The 21,128-nt window shown below is 73.8% G+C and carries 24 protein-coding genes; 11 read left to right on the top strand and 13 right to left on the bottom strand.

The window, feature by feature from the left end; translation table 11 throughout:
• Window positions 1-73: 73 nt before the first annotated feature.
• The 5 genes from speB (at window position 74) to M1L56_RS00785 (ending at window position 4,764) form a co-directional block, all read left to right on the top strand.
• Entirely contained in the window at window positions 74-1,045 is a 972-nt protein-coding gene (gene speB / locus M1L56_RS00805; protein WP_248597759.1) for an agmatinase, read from the top strand.
• 57 nt (window positions 1,046-1,102) lie between these two features.
• Window positions 1,103-1,534 carry a nuclear transport factor 2 family protein gene (locus tag M1L56_RS00800; protein WP_248597758.1) on the top strand — a complete coding sequence of 144 codons (432 nt, stop codon included), beginning with the start codon at window positions 1,103-1,105 and terminating at the stop codon, window positions 1,532-1,534.
• A gap of 29 nt (window positions 1,535-1,563) precedes the next feature.
• Complete coding sequence (locus M1L56_RS00795; protein WP_067946411.1) at window positions 1,564-2,943, top strand: cytosine permease; 1,380 nt, start codon at window positions 1,564-1,566, stop codon at window positions 2,941-2,943.
• An 11-nt stretch (window positions 2,944-2,954) separates the two neighbouring features.
• Window positions 2,955-3,602 (top strand): cyclase family protein, encoded by a 648-nt coding sequence (locus M1L56_RS00790; protein ID WP_248597757.1) that lies wholly within the window; start codon window positions 2,955-2,957, stop codon window positions 3,600-3,602.
• A 94-nt stretch (window positions 3,603-3,696) separates the two neighbouring features.
• A complete protein-coding gene (locus M1L56_RS00785; protein ID WP_248597756.1) occupies window positions 3,697-4,764 on the top strand; it encodes a PHP domain-containing protein in 1,068 nt (355 codons plus the stop codon).
• A 43-nt stretch (window positions 4,765-4,807) separates the two neighbouring features.
• Here M1L56_RS00785 and M1L56_RS00780 read toward each other — a convergent pair whose 3' ends face one another.
• The 3 genes from M1L56_RS00780 to M1L56_RS00770 are packed head-to-tail and all read right to left on the bottom strand — an operon-like array spanning window position 4,808 to window position 6,839.
• Complete coding sequence (locus M1L56_RS00780) at window positions 4,808-5,653, bottom strand: alpha/beta fold hydrolase (protein ID WP_248597755.1); 846 nt, start codon at window positions 5,651-5,653, stop codon at window positions 4,808-4,810.
• Between the two features lie 22 nt (window positions 5,654-5,675).
• Entirely contained in the window at window positions 5,676-5,870 is a 195-nt protein-coding gene (locus M1L56_RS00775) for a hypothetical protein (RefSeq protein WP_248597754.1), read from the bottom strand.
• 27 nt (window positions 5,871-5,897) lie between these two features.
• Entirely contained in the window at window positions 5,898-6,839 is a 942-nt protein-coding gene (locus M1L56_RS00770) for a cytochrome b/b6 domain-containing protein (RefSeq protein WP_374255512.1), read from the bottom strand.
• Window positions 6,840-6,991: 152 nt separating this feature from the next.
• Between M1L56_RS00770 and M1L56_RS00765 the strand changes: the two genes are divergently transcribed.
• Window positions 6,992-7,723, top strand: a complete 732-nt coding sequence (locus M1L56_RS00765) for an EI24 domain-containing protein (RefSeq protein WP_248597752.1) — start codon at window positions 6,992-6,994, stop codon at window positions 7,721-7,723.
• A gap of 222 nt (window positions 7,724-7,945) precedes the next feature.
• On the opposite strand, the gene M1L56_RS00760 is transcribed toward M1L56_RS00765, so the two are convergent.
• From M1L56_RS00760 to M1L56_RS16185, 3 genes are all read right to left on the bottom strand, one after another.
• Window positions 7,946-8,668: an NAD-dependent deacylase gene (locus tag M1L56_RS00760; RefSeq protein WP_248597751.1), complete on the bottom strand. Its 723-nt coding sequence runs from the start codon at window positions 8,666-8,668 to the stop codon at window positions 7,946-7,948.
• A complete protein-coding gene (locus M1L56_RS00755) occupies window positions 8,665-9,294 on the bottom strand; it encodes a class I SAM-dependent methyltransferase (RefSeq protein ID WP_248597750.1) in 630 nt (209 codons plus the stop codon). The genes M1L56_RS00760 and M1L56_RS00755 overlap by 4 nt, the downstream gene beginning before the upstream one ends.
• An 88-nt stretch (window positions 9,295-9,382) precedes the next feature.
• Window positions 9,383-9,496 carry a hypothetical protein gene (locus M1L56_RS16185; RefSeq protein ID WP_374255508.1) on the bottom strand — a complete coding sequence of 38 codons (114 nt, stop codon included), beginning with the start codon at window positions 9,494-9,496 and terminating at the stop codon, window positions 9,383-9,385.
• Here M1L56_RS16185 and M1L56_RS00750 point away from each other — a divergent pair.
• Window positions 9,495-9,944 (top strand): WYL domain-containing protein, encoded by a 450-nt coding sequence (locus tag M1L56_RS00750; RefSeq protein ID WP_248597749.1) that lies wholly within the window; start codon window positions 9,495-9,497, stop codon window positions 9,942-9,944. The two genes, M1L56_RS16185 and M1L56_RS00750, sit on opposite strands and share 2 nt — an antisense overlap.
• A 3-nt stretch (window positions 9,945-9,947) precedes the next feature.
• Here the strand turns inward: M1L56_RS00750 and M1L56_RS00745 are convergent, their stop codons facing one another.
• The 3 genes from M1L56_RS00745 to M1L56_RS00735 all read right to left on the bottom strand — a co-directional run bounded on the left by M1L56_RS00745 (window position 9,948) and on the right by M1L56_RS00735 (window position 12,412).
• A complete protein-coding gene (locus M1L56_RS00745; protein ID WP_067946382.1) occupies window positions 9,948-10,496 on the bottom strand; it encodes a hypothetical protein in 549 nt (182 codons plus the stop codon).
• A 61-nt stretch (window positions 10,497-10,557) separates the two neighbouring features.
• Complete coding sequence (locus tag M1L56_RS00740) at window positions 10,558-11,760, bottom strand: hypothetical protein (RefSeq protein WP_248597748.1); 1,203 nt, start codon at window positions 11,758-11,760, stop codon at window positions 10,558-10,560.
• A gap of 37 nt (window positions 11,761-11,797) precedes the next feature.
• Window positions 11,798-12,412 (bottom strand): histidine phosphatase family protein, encoded by a 615-nt coding sequence (locus tag M1L56_RS00735; RefSeq protein ID WP_067946378.1) that lies wholly within the window; start codon window positions 12,410-12,412, stop codon window positions 11,798-11,800.
• A gap of 133 nt (window positions 12,413-12,545) precedes the next feature.
• On the opposite strand from M1L56_RS00735, the gene M1L56_RS00730 reads away from it, so the two are divergent.
• The 4 genes from M1L56_RS00730 to M1L56_RS00715 all read left to right on the top strand — a co-directional run bounded on the left by M1L56_RS00730 (window position 12,546) and on the right by M1L56_RS00715 (window position 17,020).
• The gene (locus M1L56_RS00730; RefSeq protein ID WP_248597747.1) at window positions 12,546-14,705 is read left to right on the top strand and encodes a sensor histidine kinase; all 2,160 of its coding nucleotides are present in this window, start codon (window positions 12,546-12,548) and stop codon (window positions 14,703-14,705) included.
• Window positions 14,698-15,357 carry a response regulator transcription factor gene (locus M1L56_RS00725; protein ID WP_197466947.1) on the top strand — a complete coding sequence of 220 codons (660 nt, stop codon included), beginning with the start codon at window positions 14,698-14,700 and terminating at the stop codon, window positions 15,355-15,357. The genes M1L56_RS00730 and M1L56_RS00725 overlap by 8 nt, the downstream gene beginning before the upstream one ends.
• Window positions 15,358-15,483: 126 nt before the next feature.
• Window positions 15,484-16,230, top strand: a complete 747-nt coding sequence (locus tag M1L56_RS00720) for a hypothetical protein (RefSeq protein WP_248597746.1) — start codon at window positions 15,484-15,486, stop codon at window positions 16,228-16,230.
• A gap of 181 nt (window positions 16,231-16,411) precedes the next feature.
• Window positions 16,412-17,020 (top strand): dihydrofolate reductase family protein, encoded by a 609-nt coding sequence (locus M1L56_RS00715; protein WP_248597745.1) that lies wholly within the window; start codon window positions 16,412-16,414, stop codon window positions 17,018-17,020.
• 6 nt (window positions 17,021-17,026) lie between these two features.
• On the opposite strand, the gene M1L56_RS00710 is transcribed toward M1L56_RS00715, so the two are convergent.
• The 4 genes from M1L56_RS00710 to M1L56_RS00695 form a co-directional block, all read right to left on the bottom strand.
• On the bottom strand, window positions 17,027-17,434 hold the full coding sequence (locus tag M1L56_RS00710; protein ID WP_248597744.1) for a VOC family protein: 408 nt from the start codon (window positions 17,432-17,434) through the stop codon (window positions 17,027-17,029).
• Between the two features lie 18 nt (window positions 17,435-17,452).
• Window positions 17,453-18,976 carry an ATP-dependent DNA ligase gene (locus M1L56_RS00705; protein WP_248597743.1) on the bottom strand — a complete coding sequence of 508 codons (1,524 nt, stop codon included), beginning with the start codon at window positions 18,974-18,976 and terminating at the stop codon, window positions 17,453-17,455.
• 138 nt (window positions 18,977-19,114) lie between these two features.
• The gene (locus tag M1L56_RS00700; RefSeq protein WP_374255501.1) at window positions 19,115-20,617 is read right to left on the bottom strand and encodes a basic amino acid/polyamine antiporter; all 1,503 of its coding nucleotides are present in this window, start codon (window positions 20,615-20,617) and stop codon (window positions 19,115-19,117) included.
• 55 nt (window positions 20,618-20,672) lie between these two features.
• The gene (locus M1L56_RS00695) at window positions 20,673-21,104 is read right to left on the bottom strand and encodes a VOC family protein (protein WP_248597742.1); all 432 of its coding nucleotides are present in this window, start codon (window positions 21,102-21,104) and stop codon (window positions 20,673-20,675) included.
• Window positions 21,105-21,128: the final 24 nt, after the last annotated feature.

The raw sequence follows: 21,128 nt of genomic DNA, 5'->3' as shown, positions 1-21,128 counted from the left end.
GCCCTTGACGCGTGGTCGCGTCGAGGCGTACCGTGTGAGCAAGTTGTCTCAACAGTACTGGAAGTTTCTCAATATGCAACCCTCTCCGGAGTCCACCCCGATCGGACCGGTCGACGCGAGCGTCGTACCGCGATTCGCGGGCATCGCCACCTTCGCACGCCTGCCGCGACTCGACCAGGTCGAGCGGGCGGATGTCGCGATCGTCGGCGTGCCGTTCGACTCGGGCGTGAGCTACCGGCCGGGTGCCCGGTTCGGCCCGGCGCACGTGCGCGAGGCCTCCCGGCTGCTGCGTCCCTACAACCCCGCACAGGACGTGTTCCCCTTCGGCGCCCAGCAGGTCGCCGACGCCGGCGACATCGCCGTGAACCCGTTCGACATCGCCGAGGCCGTGCGGCAGGTCGAGGCCGGCGCCCGCGAGCTGCAGTCGAACGCCGGACGGCTCCTCGCGATCGGCGGCGACCACACCATCGCCCTGCCGCTGCTGCGCGCCGTCCACGCGCAGCACGGGCCGGTCGCCGTGCTCCACTTCGACGCGCACCTCGACACGTGGGACACGTACTTCGGCGCTCCCACCACGCACGGCACCCCCTTCCGCCGCGCGAGCGAGGAGGGCCTCATCGACCTCACCGCGAGCATGCACGTCGGCATCCGCGGCCCGCTCTACGCCAAGAGCGACCTCGAGGACGACGAGCGCCTCGGGTTCTCGATCATCACGAGCGAGTACCTCGAGGAGCACGGCGTCGCGAGCGCCATCGATCGCCTCCGCGCCCGCATCGGCGACGCGCCGCTGTACATCTCGATCGACATCGACGTGCTCGACCCCGCCCATGCGCCCGGCACCGGCACCCCCGAGGCCGGCGGGCTCACGAGCCGCGAGCTGCTCCGCATGCTCCGCGCGCTCGCCGACCGGAACATCGTCGGCGCCGACATCGTCGAGGTCGCCCCGGCCTACGACCACGCCCAGCTCACGGGCGTCGCGGCGAGCCACGTCGCGTACGAACTGCTGAGCGCCATGGCGCCCCGCTCGACTCCGGTGGTCGAGTAGGGCGACGCCCGTAGCGAGACCGCCCCACCCACGACCCCAGGCGAAGGAGCCCGCGACATGACCGAACCACGAACCCCGTCCGTCGAGGAGGTCGAGGCCGCGGCATCCGCCATCGTCGACGCGTTCGCCGCGACCGACGGGGCGCGCTACTTCGCCACGTTCGCGCCCGACGCCACGTTCGTGTTCCACACCGAGCCCGCCCGACTCGACGACCGCGCCGCCTACGAGCGGCTGTGGGACGAGTGGGTCGCGAGCGGCTGGCGCGTCGTGTCGTGCGAGTCGACGAATCGGCACGTGCAGCCCCTGCCCGGCGGCGCCGTCTTCACCCACTCCGTCGCGACGACCGTCGAGACCGGCGACGGCCGCGAGTCGTACCGAGAGCGCGAGACCATCGTGTTCCGAACGGATGCCACGGGCGACCTCATCGCCGTGCACGAGCACCTCTCCCCCGACCCCGCCGACGCGGCATCCGCCGGCGACGACGCCTGAACCCCACCCACCACCGAGGAGACACAGCAATGTCGCTCTACACCCGCCTCGAACAGCGCCTCGAGCGCAACTCGGATGACGCCGGCCCGGTGCGCGGCGAGTTCTCGCTCGTGCGCATCGGCCTCATCTGGCTCGCCGCGAACCTCGTCGTCACCACGCTGCTCACCGGCACGCTCTTCGTGCCGGGCATCGACTACGGCCTGGCGATCCTGCTCATCATCGTCGGCACGCTCGTCGGCGCGGTCGTGCTCGTCACCGTCGGCAACATCGGCACGCGCACCGGGCTGCCGACGATGGCGCTCACGCGCGGGCCGTTCGGCACGCGCGGCAGCCTCGTGCCCGTCGCGGCGAACGTCATCATCCTCATGGGCTGGAGCTGGGTGCAGGCGATGCTCGCCGGCATCGCGCTCGACTTCATCGTCGCCTCCGTGACCGGGGTGTCGATGCCCGTCCTGTGGGCGGTCGTCTGCCAGACGATCGTCGTGATCCTCGCCATCTTCGGCCACGAGGGCATCGCGCGCATCGAGCCGTGGCTCGCCGCGATCATGCTCGCGATCATGGCGTTCATCTTCATCACCGCGTTCACGACGTTCACGCCCGCCGAGTTCCAGTCGATCCCGGTCGACGAGTCCATCGGGTACACGCCGATCCTCGTGCTCGACGTCGTCATCGCGACGGCGATCTCGTGGACCGTCCTGTCGGCCGACTTCAACCGGTTCGCCAAGACGAGCCGCGCGGGCATCATCGGCTCGGGCATCGGCTACAGCCTGTCGACCATCATCGCCATGTCGCTCGGCGCGACCGCGATCTCGTACGTCATCCTCTCCGGCGGCGAGGCGATCCCGTTCGACCCGGTGACCATCGTCGAGCCGTTCGGCTGGCCGCTCGCCGTCGTCATCTTCACCTCGGTCATGGCGACGAACACGATGGTCGTCTACGGCATGGTCACGACGGTCGTCAACGCGGTCCCCGGCACGCGCGTGAAGTTCCTGCCCGCGGCGCTGATCCTCGGCCTGATCTCGATCATCGGCGCGACCTTCTTCGGGCTGCTCGAGCAGTTCACGACGTTCCTCGTGACGATCGGCGCCCTGTTCGCGCCGGTCTTCGCGATCATGATCGCCGACTACTACATCGTCAAGCGCGGCGCCTACACGCCCGACATCCTGAACGCCAAGGGCGGACGCTACTGGTACCTCGCGGGGGTCAACTGGTTCGCGGTCGCCGCGTGGGCGATCGGCGCGGTCGCGGTGTACCTCTGGACGTACGTGTGGCCCACGCCGATCGGCGCGACGATCCCGGGCTTCGTGCTCACGTTCGTGCTCTACCTGGTGCTGTCGCTGCGCGAGCGGTCGGCGCACCCGGCCGAACCGAGCCGCCACCTGGCGCGCAGCGGCGCCCGCGACGCGTGACGACCGGCTCGATGCGCGACCTCAGCCACCCCATCGCCGACGGCATGATGGTGTACCCCGGCGACCCCGGGGTGCACCTCGCGCCGGCGCTCGAGCTCGAGCGCGACGGCGCCGAGGTGACCGCGCTCGAGCTCGGCTCCCACACGGGCACGCACGTCGACGCGCCCTCGCACACCGTCGCGGGCGGACGGACGATGGCCGATGTCGCGCTCGAGGAGCTCGTGGGCGAGGCGCTCGTCGTGCACCTCGACGGCGCGGTCGACGACAGCGAGACCTACGGGCTCGACCGGCTGGGCGAGCTGCCCGAGCGGCTGCCTCCGATCGTGGTGATCGACACGGGGTGGTGGCGGTGGTTCGGCACCGAGCGCGCTCTGCGGCATCCGTCGCTCGCGCGCGATGCCGCGCAGGAGCTCGTCGACCGCGGCATGCGGGTGCTCGCCGTCGACACGCTGAGCCCCGATCCGACGGATGCCGCGGGCACGACGTCCTTCCCGGTGCACGAGGTCGTGCTCGGCGGCGACGGGCTCATCGTCGAGAACCTCGCGAACCTCGGCGACCTGCCGTCGCGCGTGCGGATCGGGTTCTTCCCGATGCGCCTCGGCGGCGACGGCGCGCCCGTCCGCGCGGTCGCCTTCGCCGAGCCCCCGCTGGTCGAGTAGGCGCGTCAGCGCCGTATCGAGACCCCGCGCCCCGAGGTGGTCACGGTGCGCGGTGCCCCTCGACCACCGGGACCAGCCGGGGCAGACTGGGGCGATGGACCCGGTGCAGGCGCTCGAGGAGATCGCGACGCTGCTCGAGGTGCAGCTCGCGTCGCCGTTCAAGGCCAAGGCGTTCCGGCGCGCGGCCGGGGTGATCGGCCCCTGGTCCGAGGACGAGCTGCGGGCGCGCGCCGCCGACGGACGCCTGAAGCGGACCCCGGGCATCGGCGACTCGAGCTTCGGCGTCATCGTCGACGCGCTCGACGGCCGCGTGCCGACGTACCTCGCCGACCTGCGCGAGAAGGCGGGCGCCCAGTCCGCCACGGGCCTGCGCGCGCAGCTGCGCGGCGACCTGCACGCCCACTCGGACTGGTCGGACGGCACGACCAGCATCGCCGCGATGGCCCGCGCCGCGGCATCCGCCGGGCTCGCCTACTTCGCCCTCACCGACCACTCGCCGAGCCTGCGCGTGGCGAACGGCCTCTCGCCCGAGCGACTGGAGTCGCAGCTCGACATCGTCGCCGCCCTGAACGCCGGGCTCGGCGAGTCGGGCCGCGGCGAGGGCGACGAACCCGATCCGCGCTCGCGCGGCGACCTGGGCGTGCGGATCCTCACGGGCATCGAGGTCGACATCCTCGAGGACGGCACGCTCGACCAGCGCCCCGACCTGCTCGAGCGGCTGGACATCGTGGTCGCGAGCGTGCACTCGAAGCTGCGCGCCCCGCGCGACGAGATGACGAAACGGATGCTGCGAGCCATCCGCGACCCGCACACGAACGTGCTCGGCCACTGCACCGGCCGCCTCGTGAAGGGGTCGCGCGGAACGCGCCCCCAGTCGGAGTTCGACCACGAGGCCGTGTTCGCGACGTGCGCCGAGTACGACGTCGCCGTCGAGATCAACTCGCGCCCCGAACGCGAGGATCCGCCCGACGAGCTCATCGCGATGGCGCTCGACGCCGGATGCCGGTTCTCGATCGACAGCGACGGACACGCGCCGGGGCACTTCGGCTTCCTCGCGCTCGGCGCCGCGCGCGCCGAGGCCGCGGGGATCCCGCCGGAGCGGATCATCACCACGTGGGATGCGGACCGGCTCGTGGAGTGGGCGGGCGCGAAGACGCGTTGACCGCGCGCCGCGCCGACCATGCAGACCGCGCGGTCGCGTTGCCTCAGCCGGCGACCCCGGCGGACCGCTCGACGAGCCAGTCGAGCGCGTCGGGAACGACCGCGAGCACCGCGACGTGCCCCTCGTCGAGCCGCATCCAGAGCCGGGCGTCCGGCAGCGCTGCGAGCGTGCGGACGGCGTGCGCCCGCGGCACCACGCGGTCGCGTTCGCCGTGGACGAGGAGGGTGGGAACGCGCACGTCGCCGAGGTCGAACCCCCACGGCCGGGTGAAGGCGACGTCGTCGTCGACGAGTCCGCCCGGCCCGTCGGCCTCGGCGCGCTGCGCGTCCTGCCCGAGCGCCGCCCACTCCCCCTCGAGGGCGGCCCAGTCGGTGTCGACGAACTGGCCGGGGTCGAACTCGTCGTGCTCGGCGTGGCGCAGGCGCGCGTCGCGCGAGGTCGCCGCCGACCGGAGGCCGGCGGGCGCGTGCATGCCCGCGAACCACTCGTCGGCGGCGACGTACGGCGCGATCCCCGCCAGGGTCGCTGCGGCGGTGACGCGACCGGGCAGCAGCGCGGCGCACGCGAGCGCGTGCGGTCCGCCGCCGGAGTAGCCGAGCACGGCGAACCGGTCGACGCCCACCGCATCGGCGATCGCGGCCACGTCTCCGGCGGCCGAGGCGACGTCGCGATCCGGCTGCGGCGTCGACGCCCCGTACCCGGGACGGGCGTAGGTGATGAGACGGATGCCGCGACGCTCGGCCGCGGCGACGAGCGGCGGCACCGGCTCCCCAGTGTGCGGCGACCCGTGGTGCCACACCACCGTCGGGGCGTCGGGCGCGGTCGATCCCGCCTCGACGGCGCGGATGGTGCGCCCGTCGGGTCGGGCGACGTCGACCGTGCGGATCATGCGAGTGCGGGTCGGGTCCCGGTCAGCGCTCGACCTCGCGTCGGTCGCCGGAACGGCCGAGCCAGGACCGCAGCGCGAAGAACACCACGACCGCGACCACCGCCACGATCGCGAGCTTCACGACGAACCAGACGACGCTGAAGACGAGGTCGACGACGAACCAGGCGATGGCGACGGAGACGATGACGCCGAGGACGATCCAGAGGGTGCGGCTCATCAGGCGAGCCTAGCGAAGCAGGCCGGGTCAGCCCTGGACGCGTCCGGATACGGCGGCGATCCGCTTGAGCAGCGGCGGCTTCGCGACGACCCAGGCGACCACCATGACCACGACCGACAGCGCGAACACCCCGAAGCCCAGCCAGTCGTCGGTGTCGCGCGCGGTGTACATCTGGTTGAGCTTGCGCAGCGCGCCGGTCGTGAAGACGAGCACCACGTGCACGAACGTGAAGGCGAGGAAGAACAGCATGACCGGGTAGTGGACGGCACGCGCCATCCGCTCGCCCGCGGGAGCCGCGAGGCGCCCCTCGACGGGCCACACCGACGAGAGCCGGAGGCCCGTGAGGATCGCGAGCGGCGAGGCGATGAAGACGACGGTGAAGTAGGCCAGCTGCTGCAGCGAGTTGTACACGACCCACGAGTCCTCGACGGGCCAGTCGAGCGACGCGTACTGCAGCGCCGCCGAGAGCGCATTCGGCACGACCGCCCAGTCGGTGGGCACGATGCGCACCCACTGCCCCGTGGCGAAGAGCAGCACGACGTAGCTCACGCCGGTGAGCACCCAGAGCGCGTCGAGCCACAGGTGGAACCAGAGCCAGATGCCCAGGCGGCGCGGCGGCCGGGCGGTGCGGGGCCAGCGCGTGTTGTCGCGGGTCCAGAACCCGGGCGGGCGGCGCTTGGAGCGCAGCTCGAGGCCGGTCTTCACGAGCAGCACGAGGAAGAACGCGTTGAGGAAGTGCTGCCACCCGAGCCAGGCGGGGATGCCGACGGGAGCCCCCTCGGGCGACGGCACGATGCCCGGGTACTCGGCGACGAACGCCTCGACCGCGGGCAGGCCGCGGAGCAGCCGCGCGACGACGACGGCGACGACGAGCACGACGAGGGCGATGGCGGCGCCCCACAGCACCCGCTTCCGCTGCGCACGCCACCATTCGGCGGCACGTGAGGGCTTCGTCTGGGTCACGGTCATCTTCCGGGCGGGGTCCTTCTGCGGCGGGGTTCGTCATCCTGCGGGCGGTGACGGATGCCTCCGACGATATCGCCGTCTGCTGTGAGCGCGTGACGGTCCCGCAACACCGCGTCGCACCGCGGCGCGCGCCCGGGCCCGCCTATGCTGGCCCGATGCTGAGGGATCTCGCCGACGGCGCTCGCACCCTGCTGCGCGGCTTCGGGTTCTGGCGGGTCGACCCCGGGGTGATGCTGCTCGGGCTCGTGCCGGCCGCGATCGTGTTCGCCGTGCTCGTGTGGGGCCTCGTCGCGCTCGGCATCGGGCTGCCGGGCCTCGTCGACTGGGCCACGCCGTTCGCCGACGGCTGGGACGAGTTCTGGCGCAACGCCTTCCGCGCGCTCGTCGCCGTGGTGGTCTTCGCCGCGGCCGCCGTGCTCGCGTTCGTGACGTTCACGGCGCTCACCCTCATCGTCGGCGACCCGTTCTACGAGCGGATCTGGAAGCGGGTCGAATCGCACGTCGGCGGCGAGGTGCCCGCCGAGGGCCCGAGCTTCTGGAGCGGCGTGCGCGGCGGGCTCGTCCTCATGCTGCAGGGCCTCGTCTCCGCGGCGGCGGTCGCCGCGGTCGGCTTCCTCCCCGTCGTCGGCGGCGTGGCGGCCGCGGTGCTCGGCGCCGTGCTCACCGGCCGGATCCTCGCCCGCGAGCTCGCGGCGCGCGCGCTCGACTCGCGCGGGCTCACCTTCGCGGACCGCCGCGCCCTGTACCGGCGGCACCGCTGGCGCCTGCTCGGCTTCGGCGTCGCCACGCAGCTGTGCTTCCTGGTGCCGCTCGGTGCCGTCGCGACCATGCCGGCCGCGGTCGCGGGCGCGACGATGCTGGCGCGGCGGATGCTCGACGAGCCCTGATCCGCGGCGCTCGACGGGAAATCTCCGTCGGGGTGCATCCGATCGGGCGGTCCGGTCGGAAGTAGGTGGTGACGGGGTCCCGGTCCCGTCGGGGGATCGGACCGGGAACCCCGTCCACGGCGTCGGCCCTGGTGGGGGCACCGGGGGTGGGCGAGACCGCGGATGCCGCGGGCCGAGACGAGCGGCCCGCGGCATCCGCTCGTCGGCCGACGCTGCCCCGGCTCAGGCGCGGCGCCGCGGCGCCCCGCCTGCGAGCACCTCGTCGACCCAGCGCGGCACGAGCTCGCCCGCGCGACCGAGACGCGTCTCGTCGAAGAACTCGGTGATCTCGCTGACGGCCAGGTTGAGCTCGAGGGTGGCCGCGCCGAACGCGGCCGCCGTGAGCACGAAGCCCGCCGCCGGATGCACGGCGCCCGACGTGCCGATCGCCACGAACCGCTCGCAGCCGACGAGGGCCGCGTCGATCTCGTCGAGGCCGTAGGGCATCTCGCCGAACCAGACCACGTCGGGGCGCAGCATCCGCTCGCCGCACGCCGGGCACGGGGGCTCGTCGATGAGGTCGCCCGTCGCCTCGGAGCGCTGCTCGCAGGCCAGGCAGCGCGCCCGCCGGAGTTCGCCGTGCATGTGCAGCACGCGCCGCGACCCCGCGCGCTCGTGCAGGTCGTCGACGTTCTGGGTGACGAGCAGCAGGTCGTCGCCGAGCGCCGCCTCGAGCCGCGCGAGCGCCTCGTGCGCCGGGTTCGGGGCGACGGATGCCACGGCGCGCCGCCGCGCGTCGTAGAACCGGTGCACGGTCTCGGGGTCGCGCTCGAACGCCTCGGGCGTGGCCACGTCCTCGACGAGGTGCCCCTCCCAGAGCCCGTCCGCGTCGCGGAACGTCGGGACGCCGGACTCCGCGGAGATCCCGGCGCCCGTGAGCACGACGATGCGCGGGGTCGCGGTCACGGGCGCTCCCCCGTCGCGGACGAGCCGGCGGCATCCGTCACGTGCCCGCCGAAGACGAGCACGCGGGTCGGCCCGAGCGGGAACGACGGCACGCGCACGAGGCGGACGTGGTCGCCGGCGAACCCGGCATCGGCGAGCGCCCGACCCGTGTCCCGGTCCCAGTGGCAGTTGTGGCAGAAGCGCGCGCTGATCGGCGTGACCGCGCGCTGCAGCGCCCGCTTGAAGGTGCGCGGCGGGGCGACGACGTGGTCGACGAACACGACGCGACCGCCCGGGCGGAGGACGCGTCGCACCTCGGCGAGCGCCGCGGCCTGGACGTCGACCGAGCAGAGGACGTACGTGCCGACGACCGCGTCGACCGAGGCGTCGGGCAGCGGGATGCGCTCGGCGACCGCGTCGAGCACCTCGCTGCGGTGGCCCCACCCGCGCGCGCGGACGGCGAGCTCGGCGCGGCGGCCGGCGTCGGGTTCGAGGCCGATCCACTCGACGTCTTGGTCGAAGGCGCCGAAGTTCTCGCCTTCGCCCGCCCCGATCTCGAGCACGCGGCCGCGCACCCGCCCGATGGCCTCGCGCTCGAGGTCGTCGAGCGCGTCGTCGGAGATGAGCTCGGGCCGCGCGGCATCCACCCGGCCATGCGACCACGCGCGGGCCCGGCCGTCAAGGCCGCGCGGACCCCCGGGGTCGGTGACCGGCCGGACTCCGCGCGGGGCTCGGTCAGCGGCGCAGCCAGGCCGTCGTCTCGCCGGGGAGGGCGCCGTCCGCGAGCGGGCCGCTCGCCACGAGCACCTCGCCGTCGGGCAGCGGCACCGGGTCCGCGCCGAGGTTCATGACGACCTCCCAGCCGCCGGGGCGGCAGCGCCGCTGGTACCTCGTCGGCCGTGATCCCGAGACGGGCGAGTGGGGCGTCGTCCGCGCCGACCGGATCGAACCGCGGATGCCGACCCGCCGCCGGTTCTCGCCCGTGCCGCTGCCCGGCGGCGACTATGCCGCGTTCGTCATGCGCGCGATCGCCGAGAGCGGATGGAACGTCCATGCCCGCCTGCGCATCGCGGCGCCGGCCGACGAGGTCCTCGCGCGCATCAACCCGGCCGTGGGCGTGGTGGAGGCCGTCTCGGACCGCGAGTCGGTGCTCGCCACCGGCGCGGACTCGCTCGAGACCATCGGCGCGTACATCGGCATGCTCGGCATGGACTTCGCCGTCGAATCGCCCGATGAGCTCAGGCCGCTGCTGCGCACGCTGTCGGAGCGCTACGCACGGGCGGCGGGCTCGGCCTGACGGTCAGGAGGCCGGCGGCTCCAGGCCCACCCGATCGGGCACGGCCGTGACGACGCCCGGCAGCCACTCGTGCACGTCGGGCCAAGCTCGCGCGGTCGGCAGCCCCCGGATCAGGGCGGCGAGCGACGCGTCGCCCGGCGCCCACGGGATCACCCGGTTGGGCGACGCCGACGCGAGCACCCCGAGCCACCAGTGCAGCCACGTGCCGCGGATCGACTCAGGTTCCAGCACGACGTAGTAGTCGGGCACGCGGATCTCGTGCCGATCGACCGCCCGCACGAGCTGCTCGATCTCGAGTTCCAGCACGCCGAGCGTGGACCGCTCGTCGTAGAACTCGACCCACGCGGATGCCACGTGCCCGAGTGGATCGCGGTCGTGGACGACGTACGGTGCGTGCGACGTCGTGGTCCAGGTGACGACCTCCGCGTCGGTGGCATCCGTCATCGCGGCGAAGGACGCGGACTCGACGTTCGGCAGGCCGGCGAGGGACGTGATCGCGGTCGTCGCCTCCTCGCCGACGACGACCAGGGTGGTGCTTCCCGGTGCCTCCATTTTCGGATTGTACGTCCGCTCGGAGGGCTGACTGGATGGGCCCGACGCGCGTCGCCGCGGCTCACCGGCACTGCGCCGCCAGCGCGATGACGTCGTCACCCGGGCGGCCGTAGATCCACTCGCCGCTCCCGTCGCCGGTGTACCCGCGGCTGATCGCCCACGCCGTCGCCCACGCCTCGTTGCCGTCGCCGTACGCGAGCTCGTCGGGCACGATCTCGCCGAGGCACCGGCCCGTCATGGCGTGGCCGACCTCGTGCGCGACGAGCGCCCGCACGCCCGGCGCGTCCCAGAGTTCCGCGACGCTGTGGCTGAACGTGAGGGAGGCGATGCCGCCGCCCGCGACGTCCCAGGTCGCCCGCCCGGCGTACGTTCCGTCGGTGCCGTAGCCGAGCACGATCGTCTCCCAGTCGAACTCGAGCGGCAGGCCGCCGGAGAGCTCGCGCGCGAAGGCCTCGACCTGCTTGCGTCGCTCGTACAACGGCCCCGCCTTCTCGGCCTCCTCGGCGTCATGGGACGCGATCAGCGCCTCGGCCGCGGCGACGTACCGGGCGATGGCGTCGGGCGCGTCGGCGTCCCAGGCGGTGGCCTCGACGATCGCGGTCGCCTCGCGCAGTGCGAGGCGCTCGAGGTTCCGCGCCGACTCGTGCGCCGCCTCCAGCTCCCCCGCGGCCGCCGGGACGGCGGCGAGCAGATCGGCGCCGGTCGCGCCGACGTCCGCAACGGCCGTCGCGAGGCCGTCCTCCGCCGCGCCGAGGTCGGCCGCGTGCTCGGCCAGTCGTGCGGTCTCGGCCTCGAGGAGCCGGGTCGTCGCGTCGAGGTCGCCGGCCGACTCCGCCTGACCCTCGCGCGCACCGGCCGGAACCTCCGGCTCCACGTGCGGCAGCGCCTCGGCCGCGTCGATCCGCGCCGCCAGTTCGGCGACGGCCCCGGCGAACGACGCCTCCGGTTCGGGTCCGACGTGCGCGACGGGCACCTCGTCGACCTCGGCGGCGATGGAGGCGGCGGTCGTCGCGGCATCGAGCGCGTCGTCCACCCCGTCACGTGCACGCTCGACCGCGCGCGCCGCGGCGGCATGCGCGGCACCGGCCCGCGCGAGCCGCTCCGCCGCCCCGGACTCCGACTCATGCCGGGCGAGCAGGACGGCCACGACGACCGCGATCGCGACCAGCACCACCGCGGCGGCCGCGGCCACCACGGCGCGCGGGTTCAGGCGTCCCGGTCCTCCCGGGCGCCGCGAACGGGGGCCGGCGTCGATGGTCGACACCCGAGCAGTATCGCCCGCCGGCGGGCGGGGCGGAACCTCAGCCGGCGAGCCGCACCAGGTCGGCGGCCGCGTCGAGCGCCTCGCGCACCTCGGCGAACGGCGTGCCGCCGACGGTCACGACCTGCCACGCGGCATCCGTTCGCCGCACCTCGGAGACGGCGAGGTTGTCGAGCCGCGGGTAGTGCCGGGCGTCGTGGCCGCTCATCTCGGCGAGCACGTGGCGGATGAGCGTGCCGTGCGCGACGGCGAGCACGCGCGCACCGGCGTGCTCGTCGGCGATGCGCTCGAGCGCCCGGATGCCGCGGGGCCCGACGTGCTCGTCGGCCTCCTTGCGCGGGAAGGCGCGGCCCGGCCAGCGGGCGTCGATCTCGGCGACGAGCGTGCCCTCGGCGGCGCCGAAGTCCTGCTCGACGAGGTCGTCGTACGCACCGGCGACGGGGAGCCCGAGCCCGCGCGCGAGGAGGTCGGCGGTCTCGCGGGCGCGCCCGAGGGTGGAGCTCACGACGACGTCCCACTCGGCGGCGTCGAGGAGCGCCGCGGCGGCCTCGGCCTGCGCACGCCCCGTGTCGTTCAGCGGGATGTCGGTGCGCCCCTGCATGAGCCCGTTCAGGTTCCAGTCGGTCTGTCCGTGGCGGATGAGGGCGAGGCGCATGGGTTCCAGCCTACGGCGGGGCGGCTGAGCGGATGCCGCGTGGCCGGATCGTCGCGGGCCGCGGCATCCGTTCTCGCCGACTCGGGACAGGAGTCCCGTGACAGCGGGACACGGCGGCTGCGACGATGAGCGGATGACGCTCCGCTCGAGTCGCATCGCGACCGTCGTCGCGCTCGTCGTGGCGGGGGTGGCGGCGATCGCCGCGATCGCGATCGACCTGCGGGTGCTGCCCGAGCATCCGGACCCGCCGATGTCGTCGGGCTGGTCGGGCGTGCTGCCGGGCGTGGCGATGCTCGTGCCCGGCGCGCTGCTGCTGTGGCGGCTGCCGTGGCATCCGATCGCGGTCGTGCTCACCGGGTTCGGCACGCTCTGGGTCGTCGACGGGCTCGCCTCGGCGGCCGTCAACCTCGCCTGGTACACCGACCGCGACGCGTGGTGGGCGCCGCCGGCCTTCTGGTTCTTCACCCGGCTCGGGTCGGTGCTGCTCCTGCCGATCGTGCTCCTGCTGGTGCTGTTCCCCGACGGCCGGCTGCGCCGCGGCGCATGGCGGGTCGTCTCGGTCGTCGCGATCGGCCTGGCCCTCGTCATGCCGTTCGCGTTCCTGTTCGCGCCCGCCGCGGCGCTGGTCGCCGACGAGCCGGAGCGCGCGGCGATGCTCGACGCGTTCGGATCGTGGTCGACCGACCTCCCGCTCCCGGACCCGGCGTGGTCGGTGATCCTCGGCGCCGCCCTCCCCTGCCTCGCGGCGAGCCTCGTGCTCTCACTCGTCGTCTGCGTCAGTCGACGCGCCCGCGCGAGCGCCGAGGAGCGGGCGCAGCTGCGCTGGCTGGTGTGGTCGGGCGTCGTGTTCGTCGGCTCGCTGCTCATCTACCCGCTCGTGCCGACCGTCGTCGTCGACGTGCTGCTCGCGGTCACGATCGGGCTCATGAGCGCGGCGGTGGTCGTCGCGGTCACGCGCTACCGCCTCTACGAGATCGACCGACTGCTGTCGTGGACGCTCGTCTACGCGATGCTCATCGCCGCCATCGTCGCGGTCGACGTGCTGGTCGTCCTCCTCGTGGGCAGCGCGATCGACGACCGGGTGGCGATGCTGCTCGCGGTCGTCGCGGTCACGATCGCGTACGCGCCGCTGCGCGGTCGGTTGTTCGCGTTCGCGAACCGGCTCGTCAACGGGCGCCGCGCCGACCCGTACGCCGTGGTCTCCTCGCTCGGCGACCGCCTCGATCGGTCGCCCCACGCGCGGGCGCAGCTCGACGACCTCGCGTCGGCCGTCGCCGAGGCGTTCGCGTCGCCCTACGTGCGGGTCGAACTCGATCGACCCGCGGGCACGTCGACGGATGCCGCGCCCCTCGTCGCGGAGCACGGCACCCCGACCGCGCGGCCCGTCGAGATCCCGATCGACCACGGCGGGCAGGTGATCGGGCGCATCCGGATGGAGCCGGGCCGGCGACCGGTGGGGTCTGAGCGCGACCGTCGGCTGCTCGGCGACCTCGTCCGGCTCGCGGCGGCGGCGATCCGGAACGCCGAGCTGGGCCGGGAGCTGCAGGCCATTCGCGAGCGACTGGTCGTCGCTCGCGAGGAGGAGCGGTCGCGGCTGCGCCGCGACCTGCACGACGGGCTCGGGCCCCTGCTGGGCGGCGTCAAGCTGCGGCTCGAGGCGGCCCGCAACCTCGCCGGGCGAGATCCGTCGCGGTCGCTCGCGCTCGTCGACGCGGCCATCGACGACCAGTCCGCGGTGATCGACGAGATCCGCCGGATCGTCCACGACCTCCGCCCACCCGCACTCGACGACGTCGGGCTGGTCCGGGCCCTCCGGCAGCAGGCCGACCGCCTCACCGGGCCGGGCTTCGTCGTCTGCGTCGAGGGCGACCTGCTGAGCGACCTGCCGCCCGCGGCCGAGGTCGCCGCCTACCGCATCGTCTCGGAGGCGCTGACCAACGCGCGCCGCCACTCGGGCGCCGCGCTCGTCGAGGTCCGCCTCGAACACGACGAGCGGATGCTGCGCCTCACCGTGCGCGACGACGGCTCCGGCATCCCCGCCGACGCCGTGCCCGGCGTGGGCCTGCGTTCGCTGCGCGAGCGCGCGGACGAGCTCGGCGGCACGCTCGAGATCGTCGCGGCCGATGGCGGCGGCACCGAGATCCGGGCCGCGCTGCCCCTCGCCTCGCAGCCCGTCGCCGAGCCGAGCGCCGACACCGAGCCGGGCCCCGGCCGTGACCCCGACCACGACCCGCGCCGTGCAGCGCGCCCCGCGACCACCCCCGAGCACCTGGAGGCCCCCGCTGATGCCTGACGAGCCCATCCGCGTCATCCTCGTCGACGACCACCCCGTCTACCGCGACGGCCTCGCCATGCTGCTCGAGTCGCTGGACGGCGTCGACGTCGTCGCGACCGCCGCCGACGGCGAGGAGGCGCTCGCGGTCGTCGAGTCCTCCGAGGCGGACGTCGTCGTGATGGACGTGCAGATGCCGAAGCTCGACGGCATCGCGGCGACCCGGGAGATCGCCGCGCGGCATCCGCACCTGGCCGTCGTCGTGCTCACGATGTCGGAGGACGACGAGACGGTGTTCGCCGCGATGCGCGCCGGCGCGCGCGGGTACCTCGTGAAGGGTGCGAGCCAGCACGAGATCCGCTCGGCGATCGACGCCGCCGCGCGCGGCGAGCTCGTGTTCGGCGCGGCGATCGCCCGGCGCGTGATGGAGTTCTTCGCGGCCGGGCCGGCGAGCGCCCCGGCGGCGGAGGTGTTCCCCCAGCTCACCGCGCGCGAACGCGAGATCCTCGACCTGCTCGCCGCAGGTCGGTCGAACCCGCAGATCGCCCAGGCGCTGTTCCTGTCGCCGAAGACCGTGCGGAACAACGTCTCGAACATCTTCGCGAAGCTGCAGGTCGCCGACCGCGCGGAGGCGATCGTGCGGGCCCGCGACGCCGGCCTCGGCCGCCCCTGAGCGCCGAGGCGCCGGATGTCCCGGGCTCGACTCGGGACATCCGCGGGACGGCGCACCCTGTGGGCCCGGGTCGGCCGACCCGGAGATTGGGATCACCGCACGATCCCGATTCCGAAAGGCACCGCCATGGACTTCTCACCCGCCACCACGACCGCGCCGGCCCCCGGCACCGCCCCCGACACGAGCCACGCCCCGGCGCCCGCGGCATCCGCCCGCTCGAAGCGGACCCGCATCACCTCGGCCGACCTCGGCCCGGTCCGCCCGAACCGTCTGCAGCGCCTCGGCGGCCTCGGCCTGATCGCCGCGCCGCTGCTGTTCACCGGTGGCATGCTCACCTCGCCCGAGCAGACCGCACCGGGCACCGCCGGCTACATCGAGTCGCTCGCTGCCGACCCCGCCCTCAGCCTCTGGTCGGCGAACCTGCTGCACTACGGCTGGGTCGCCCTCGCGTTCGGCGCGATCGCCTCGCTCGGCCTGATCCGCGCCGGCCGCGGCCGGGTCTTCCTGCCCATCGCCGCGATCATCCTCGCCTTCGGCGCCATCCAGATGTCGGGTCTGCTGCTCTCGGACTGGTTCCTCGTCAGCGCCGGCAACACCCTCCCGATCGAGGACGCCGTGACGATGGACACCGCGGCCAAGGAGTGGACGGTCGCGATCTGGCAGTACACCGGGATGGCGGGCGGCCTGCTCGGCATGGGCCTGCTCTCGCTCGCGCTCGCCCGGGCGAAGGCCGTGTCGTGGTGGATCGCCCCGCTCGGCTTCCTGCCGTGGGTCCTCCCGGCGTTCGGCCTCGGTCCGGTGGGCGTGCTCGTCGCGCTCGCCTGCTACGCCCCGCTCCTCGTCGCGGGCGTGCGGCTGGTCGCCGCCCGCTGACGACGTCGACGGATGCCACGGGCCCGCGGTGCACGCGCACCGCGGGCCTCGTCGCGTCGCGAATGCATGAGGATCCGTCCGAAGGGCCCGCGTGGGACTGCATCGGACGGATTCTCATGCATTCGGGACCCCTCGACGCCGGCCCGCGCGCTCGCTAGCGTGACGCGCGGAAGGGAGCACCATGGGCATCCTCGCAGTCGACCTGTTCCTCACCCTCGACGGGGTCTACCAGGCCCCGGGCGGCCCCGAGGAGGATCCGTCGGGCGGCTTCGCGTACGGCGGGTGGCAGGCGCCGTACCTCGACGACGAGTCGGGCGCCGTCATCGGCGCGGGCATCGACCGCCTCGACGCCCTGCTGCTCGGCCGCCGGACCTACGACATCTTCGCCGACTACTGGCCGCAGCACGTCGAGTCGCAGGTCGGCGAGAAGTTCGCCCGGGTGCCGAAATTCGTCGCCTCCCGCACGCTCTCCGATCCGTCGTGGGCGGGCACGACGGTGGTGACGGATGTCGCGGCCGAGGTGCCCGCGCTCAAGGAGCGGTTCGACGAGATTCACGTGATCGGCAGCGGCGACCTCGCCCGGTCGCTGCTCGCGGCCGACCTCGTCGACCGGCTGAACCTGTACCTCTACCCCATCGCGTTCGGCAGCGGGAAGCGGCTCTTCGACACCGGGACGGTCCCGGCCGCGTTCACGCTCGCGCAGCCGCCGATCGCCTTCCCGAAGGGCGCTGTCGCGCTCGTCTACGACCGCGCGGGCGTGCCGGTCACCGGCATCCAGATGGAGGACTGAGCCGGCTCAGTCGAGCTCCTGGAAGATCGTGAGCTGCACGCCCGCCGGCCCGCGCAGCCGCGCGTTGACCGACCGCCACGGCGTCTCGCGCGCGGACGCCTCGAGGTCGGCACCGGCCTCGACGAGCTCGTCGGCCACGGATGCCGCGTCGTCGACCTCGAGCGCGACCCGCAGGTGATCGCTCCGGCCGCCGTCGGTCTCGACGCGGTCGATGAATCGCACCTGTGCCGGGTTCGAGAGCTCGAGCGTCGCGCGACCGGCGTCGAGGATCACCACCTCCGCGCCATCCGGGCCGCTGTACGCCTCGGACTCGGGCATGCCCAGCACGTCGCGGTAGAAGCGCAGCGCCGCCTCGAAGTCGTCGGCCTCGACGACGAGCCGCAGCTGGCGCACTCGTCCCGGTCGGTCTGCCATCCGGATGCTCCTCTCGTTTCAGCCGCGCAGCAGTCCGCGCAGCGTCTGGATCGTGTCGGCCTCGGCCGCGGGCTTGTCGTCGCGGTAACGCTTGACGCGTGCGAACCGCAGGGCCACGCCGCCGGGGTAGCGGGTCGAGCGCTGCACGCCGTCGATCGCGATCTCGACGACCGTGGTCGGCTCGACGAACACGGTCGACGCGGTGCGCCGCGTCTCGAGCTGCGCGAAGTGCTCGGTCTGCCACCGCAGCAGCTCGTCGGTGAGTCCCTTGAAGGTCTTGCCGACCATGACGAACCCGCCCGGTTCGCCGAACTCGCCCACGGGGTCGCGCGCGCCGAGGTGCAGGTTCGACAGCCACCCCGTGCGGCGGCCCGACCCCCACTCGACGCCGAGCACGACGAGGTCGTACGTGTGCACGGGCTTGACCTTGATCCAGCTCGAGCCCCGCCGCCCGGCCGCATAGGGCGACTCGACGCCCTTCACGAGCACGCCCTCGTGTCCGGCCTCGAGCGCCTCGCGCGAGATGCGTTCAGCGGACTCGGGATCGGCGGTCACCTCGCCGGGAATGCGGTGCGGCCCGGCGATGCGCTCGAGCTCGCCGAGCCGCGCCGACAGGGGTTCGTCGAGCAGGTCGCGCCCGTCGACGTGCAGCACGTCGAAGAACCACGGATGCAGCAGCACCTCGCGCGCGACGTCGGCGCCGAATCGCGCCATGGTGTCCTGGAAGGGCCGCGGCCCGCCGTCCTCATCGAGCGAGAGCGTCTCGCCGTCGAGGATCACGTCGGTCACCGGCAGGCCGCGCGCGACCTCGACGACCTCGGGCACGCGGTGCGTGATGTCGGCGAGGTTGCGAGTGAACACCCGCACCTCGTCGCCCGAGCGGTGCACCTGGATGCGCGCGCCGTCGAGCTTGTACTCGACCGACGCCTCGCCGACCTGCTCGATCGCCGCGGCCGCGGTGGGGGCGGATGCCGCGAGCATCGGTTGCACGGGCCGGCCCACGACGAGCCCGACCGACTCGAGCTCGCCCGGCGCGCCGGTGAGGGCGAGCCGGGCGGTCTCGCCGAGGTCGCCCGAGAGCATCGCCGCACGGCGCACGACCTCGCCGGGCCGGTCGGCGGCCCGCGCGATCGCGTCGGTCACGACGCCCTCGAGCGCGCCCGTGCGCACCTCGCCGAGGAGCACCCGCGTGATGAAGTCCTGTTCGCGGCCGGTCGCTCGCGCGCCGAGGTCGCGCAACGTGGCGGCTCGGGCGGCCGTCGAGCCGGCACCGGATGCCGCGGCGAGCTCGTCGAGTGCGGCGTCGAGGTCGGCGATCGTCAGCGACGCGGCCTCCGCCGGCTCGCCCATCGCCCCGGAGAGGCCCCGCCACCCGACGCCGACCCGCCCCTGTCGGGCCTTGCCCACGAGGAACCCGACCGCGGGCGCGATCTCGTCGGGATCGAGACGGCCGAGCACCTCGGCGAGCGCGTCGACCTTCGCCAGGCGCGACCGGGTGGCGGCGACGCGTTCCGCGGTTGCGACGAGCTCATCGAGCAGCACGCGCTCATCCTCGCACCGCCCGCCGACACGCGCACCGGGTTGCGCCACTCCCTCGAGGGGCCCCGACACGCCGCGCGTGCTCGCGCGCCGACGGCGTGTCGCGTCCCCGCGAGGAGCGGGACGCCGACGCCGCGCGCGTCAGAGCACGATCCACCCGGTGGCGAGGCCGACCACGCCCACTACGGCGGCCGCCACGGCGAGCGCGAGGATGACCGCCTCGCCGGGGCGCAGCATCCGTCGCCCCTGCTCGCGTCGTGCGAGCAGGAACAGGATCGTCGCGGGCGCCTGCACGATGAACGAGACGAGCACGTACGTCAGGCCCGCGCCCAGCAGCAGGAACACCACGTACACCGTCGCGATCACGCCGATCACGACGTCGCCGGCCCGACCTCGGGCGCCGGGCGCACGTCGGCCGACGGCGATCTTCAGCATGAACCCCGCCGCGAACAGGTACGGGATGAGCGCCAGCGCGCTCGTCATGTCGAGCGCGAAGTCGAACGCGTCGGTCGAGAAGTACGCCACGACGAGGATCGCCTGCCCGAACACCGTGGAGGCCAGGAGCGCCCCGACCGGCACGTCGCGGTCGTTCTGCCGGGCGAGCGCCCGCGGCATGTCGCCGTCGCGGGCGGCCATGAAGACGACCTCGGCGGCCATGAGCGTCCACGCCAGGTAGGCGCCGAGCACCGACACGATCAGGCCGATGCTGACGAGCACCGCACCCCACGGGCCGACCGCGGCCTCGAGCACGCCCGCCATCGACGGCTGGCGCAGCGACGCGAGCTCGGCGGCGGGCAGCACGCCGTACGAGACGATCGTGACCGACGCGAACACCGCGAACACGGCGAGGAAGCCGAACACGGTGGCCCGGCCGACATCCGCTCGCCGCCTGGCGTGCCGCGAGTACACGCTCGCCCCCTCGACGCCGAGGAACACGAACACGGTGACGAGCATCGTGCCCTGCACCTGCTCGAACAGGGTGGCCCCGTCGACGGATGCCGCGCCGCCGGCCGCTCCGCTGCCGAACAGGTTGCCCGCGAACACCTCCGGGTCGAACACGAACAGGGCGAGCAGCACGAACACGAGGATCGGCACGAGCTTCGCGATCGTGACGATGCGGTTCAGCGCGGTCGCCTCGCGCACGCCCCGCCGCACGAGGAGGAAGAACCCCCACAGCCCGATCGACGAGACGAGGATCGCGAGCACCGTGTCGCCGTCGCCGAGCGCGGGCACGACCGCGCCGACCGTCGACATGATCAGCACCCAGTAGGTGACGTTGCCGACGCATGCGCTCGCCCAGTAGCCGAACGCGGAGAAGAAGCCGAGCAGCTCCCCGAAGCCCTCCTTGGCGTAGGCGTAGACGCCCGCGTCGAGGTCGGGCCGCCGGACGGCGAGCCGCTGGAACGCGATGGCGAGCGTGAGCATGCCGAGCCCGGCGATGCCCCACGCCACGAGCGCGCCGACGACGCCGGTCTGCTCGGCGAAGCGGCTCGGCAGCGAGAACACGCCCGCGCCGACCATGGACCCGACGACGATCGCGGCGAGCGTGACGACGCCGACCTTCACCGAGGCCGGGGCTCCCGACGCCGAGGCGCCGCCGGCGGATGCCGCGGACTGCCCGCCCTGCGCGTCGCTGGTCGTCACTCGTTCCTCCCGCGGCGGCCGGGTCGCCCGCCGCGGTTCCGCCCGCCGTAGGGTACTACGTCATCATCGTGCGGCCGTCGGAGAGCACGGGCGACAGCATGCCGAACAGGTTGCCGTCGGGGTCGAGCAGGTAGCCGCCGCGACCGATGCCCTCCATGTCCTCGGCGGGCATGGCCTCGGTGGCGCCGAGCTCGATGCCGCGGCGCATGAGGTCGTCGACGCTCCCGTCGACGCCGACGACGATGTTGCAGCCGTTGATCGCCGCGCCCGGCTCGGGTCGTGGCCCCTCGCGCCGCGTGAGTCCGCCGTTGATGCCCATGCCGGCGGTGCCGGACGTGTTGCCGATGGCGCCCTCACCGGTGTCGATCAGCCAGTAGGGCGTGTCGCCGTACTGGCTGAACCGCCAGCCGAGCAGCTCGCTGTAGAAGTCGACGAGCCGCTGCGGCTCGGTCGCGTGGATCTCGAAGTGCACGACGAGGTTGGCCATGGTTCCTCCAGGTCTGCGTCGAGC

Origin of the sequence: Agromyces sp. C10 (assembly GCF_023217995.1) — a bacterium.
GTDB classification, from domain to species: domain Bacteria; phylum Actinomycetota; class Actinomycetes; order Actinomycetales; family Microbacteriaceae; genus Agromyces; species Agromyces indicus.
Note: the sequence above shows the minus strand (reverse complement) of the source record. Positions and strands in the feature narration are given on the sequence as shown.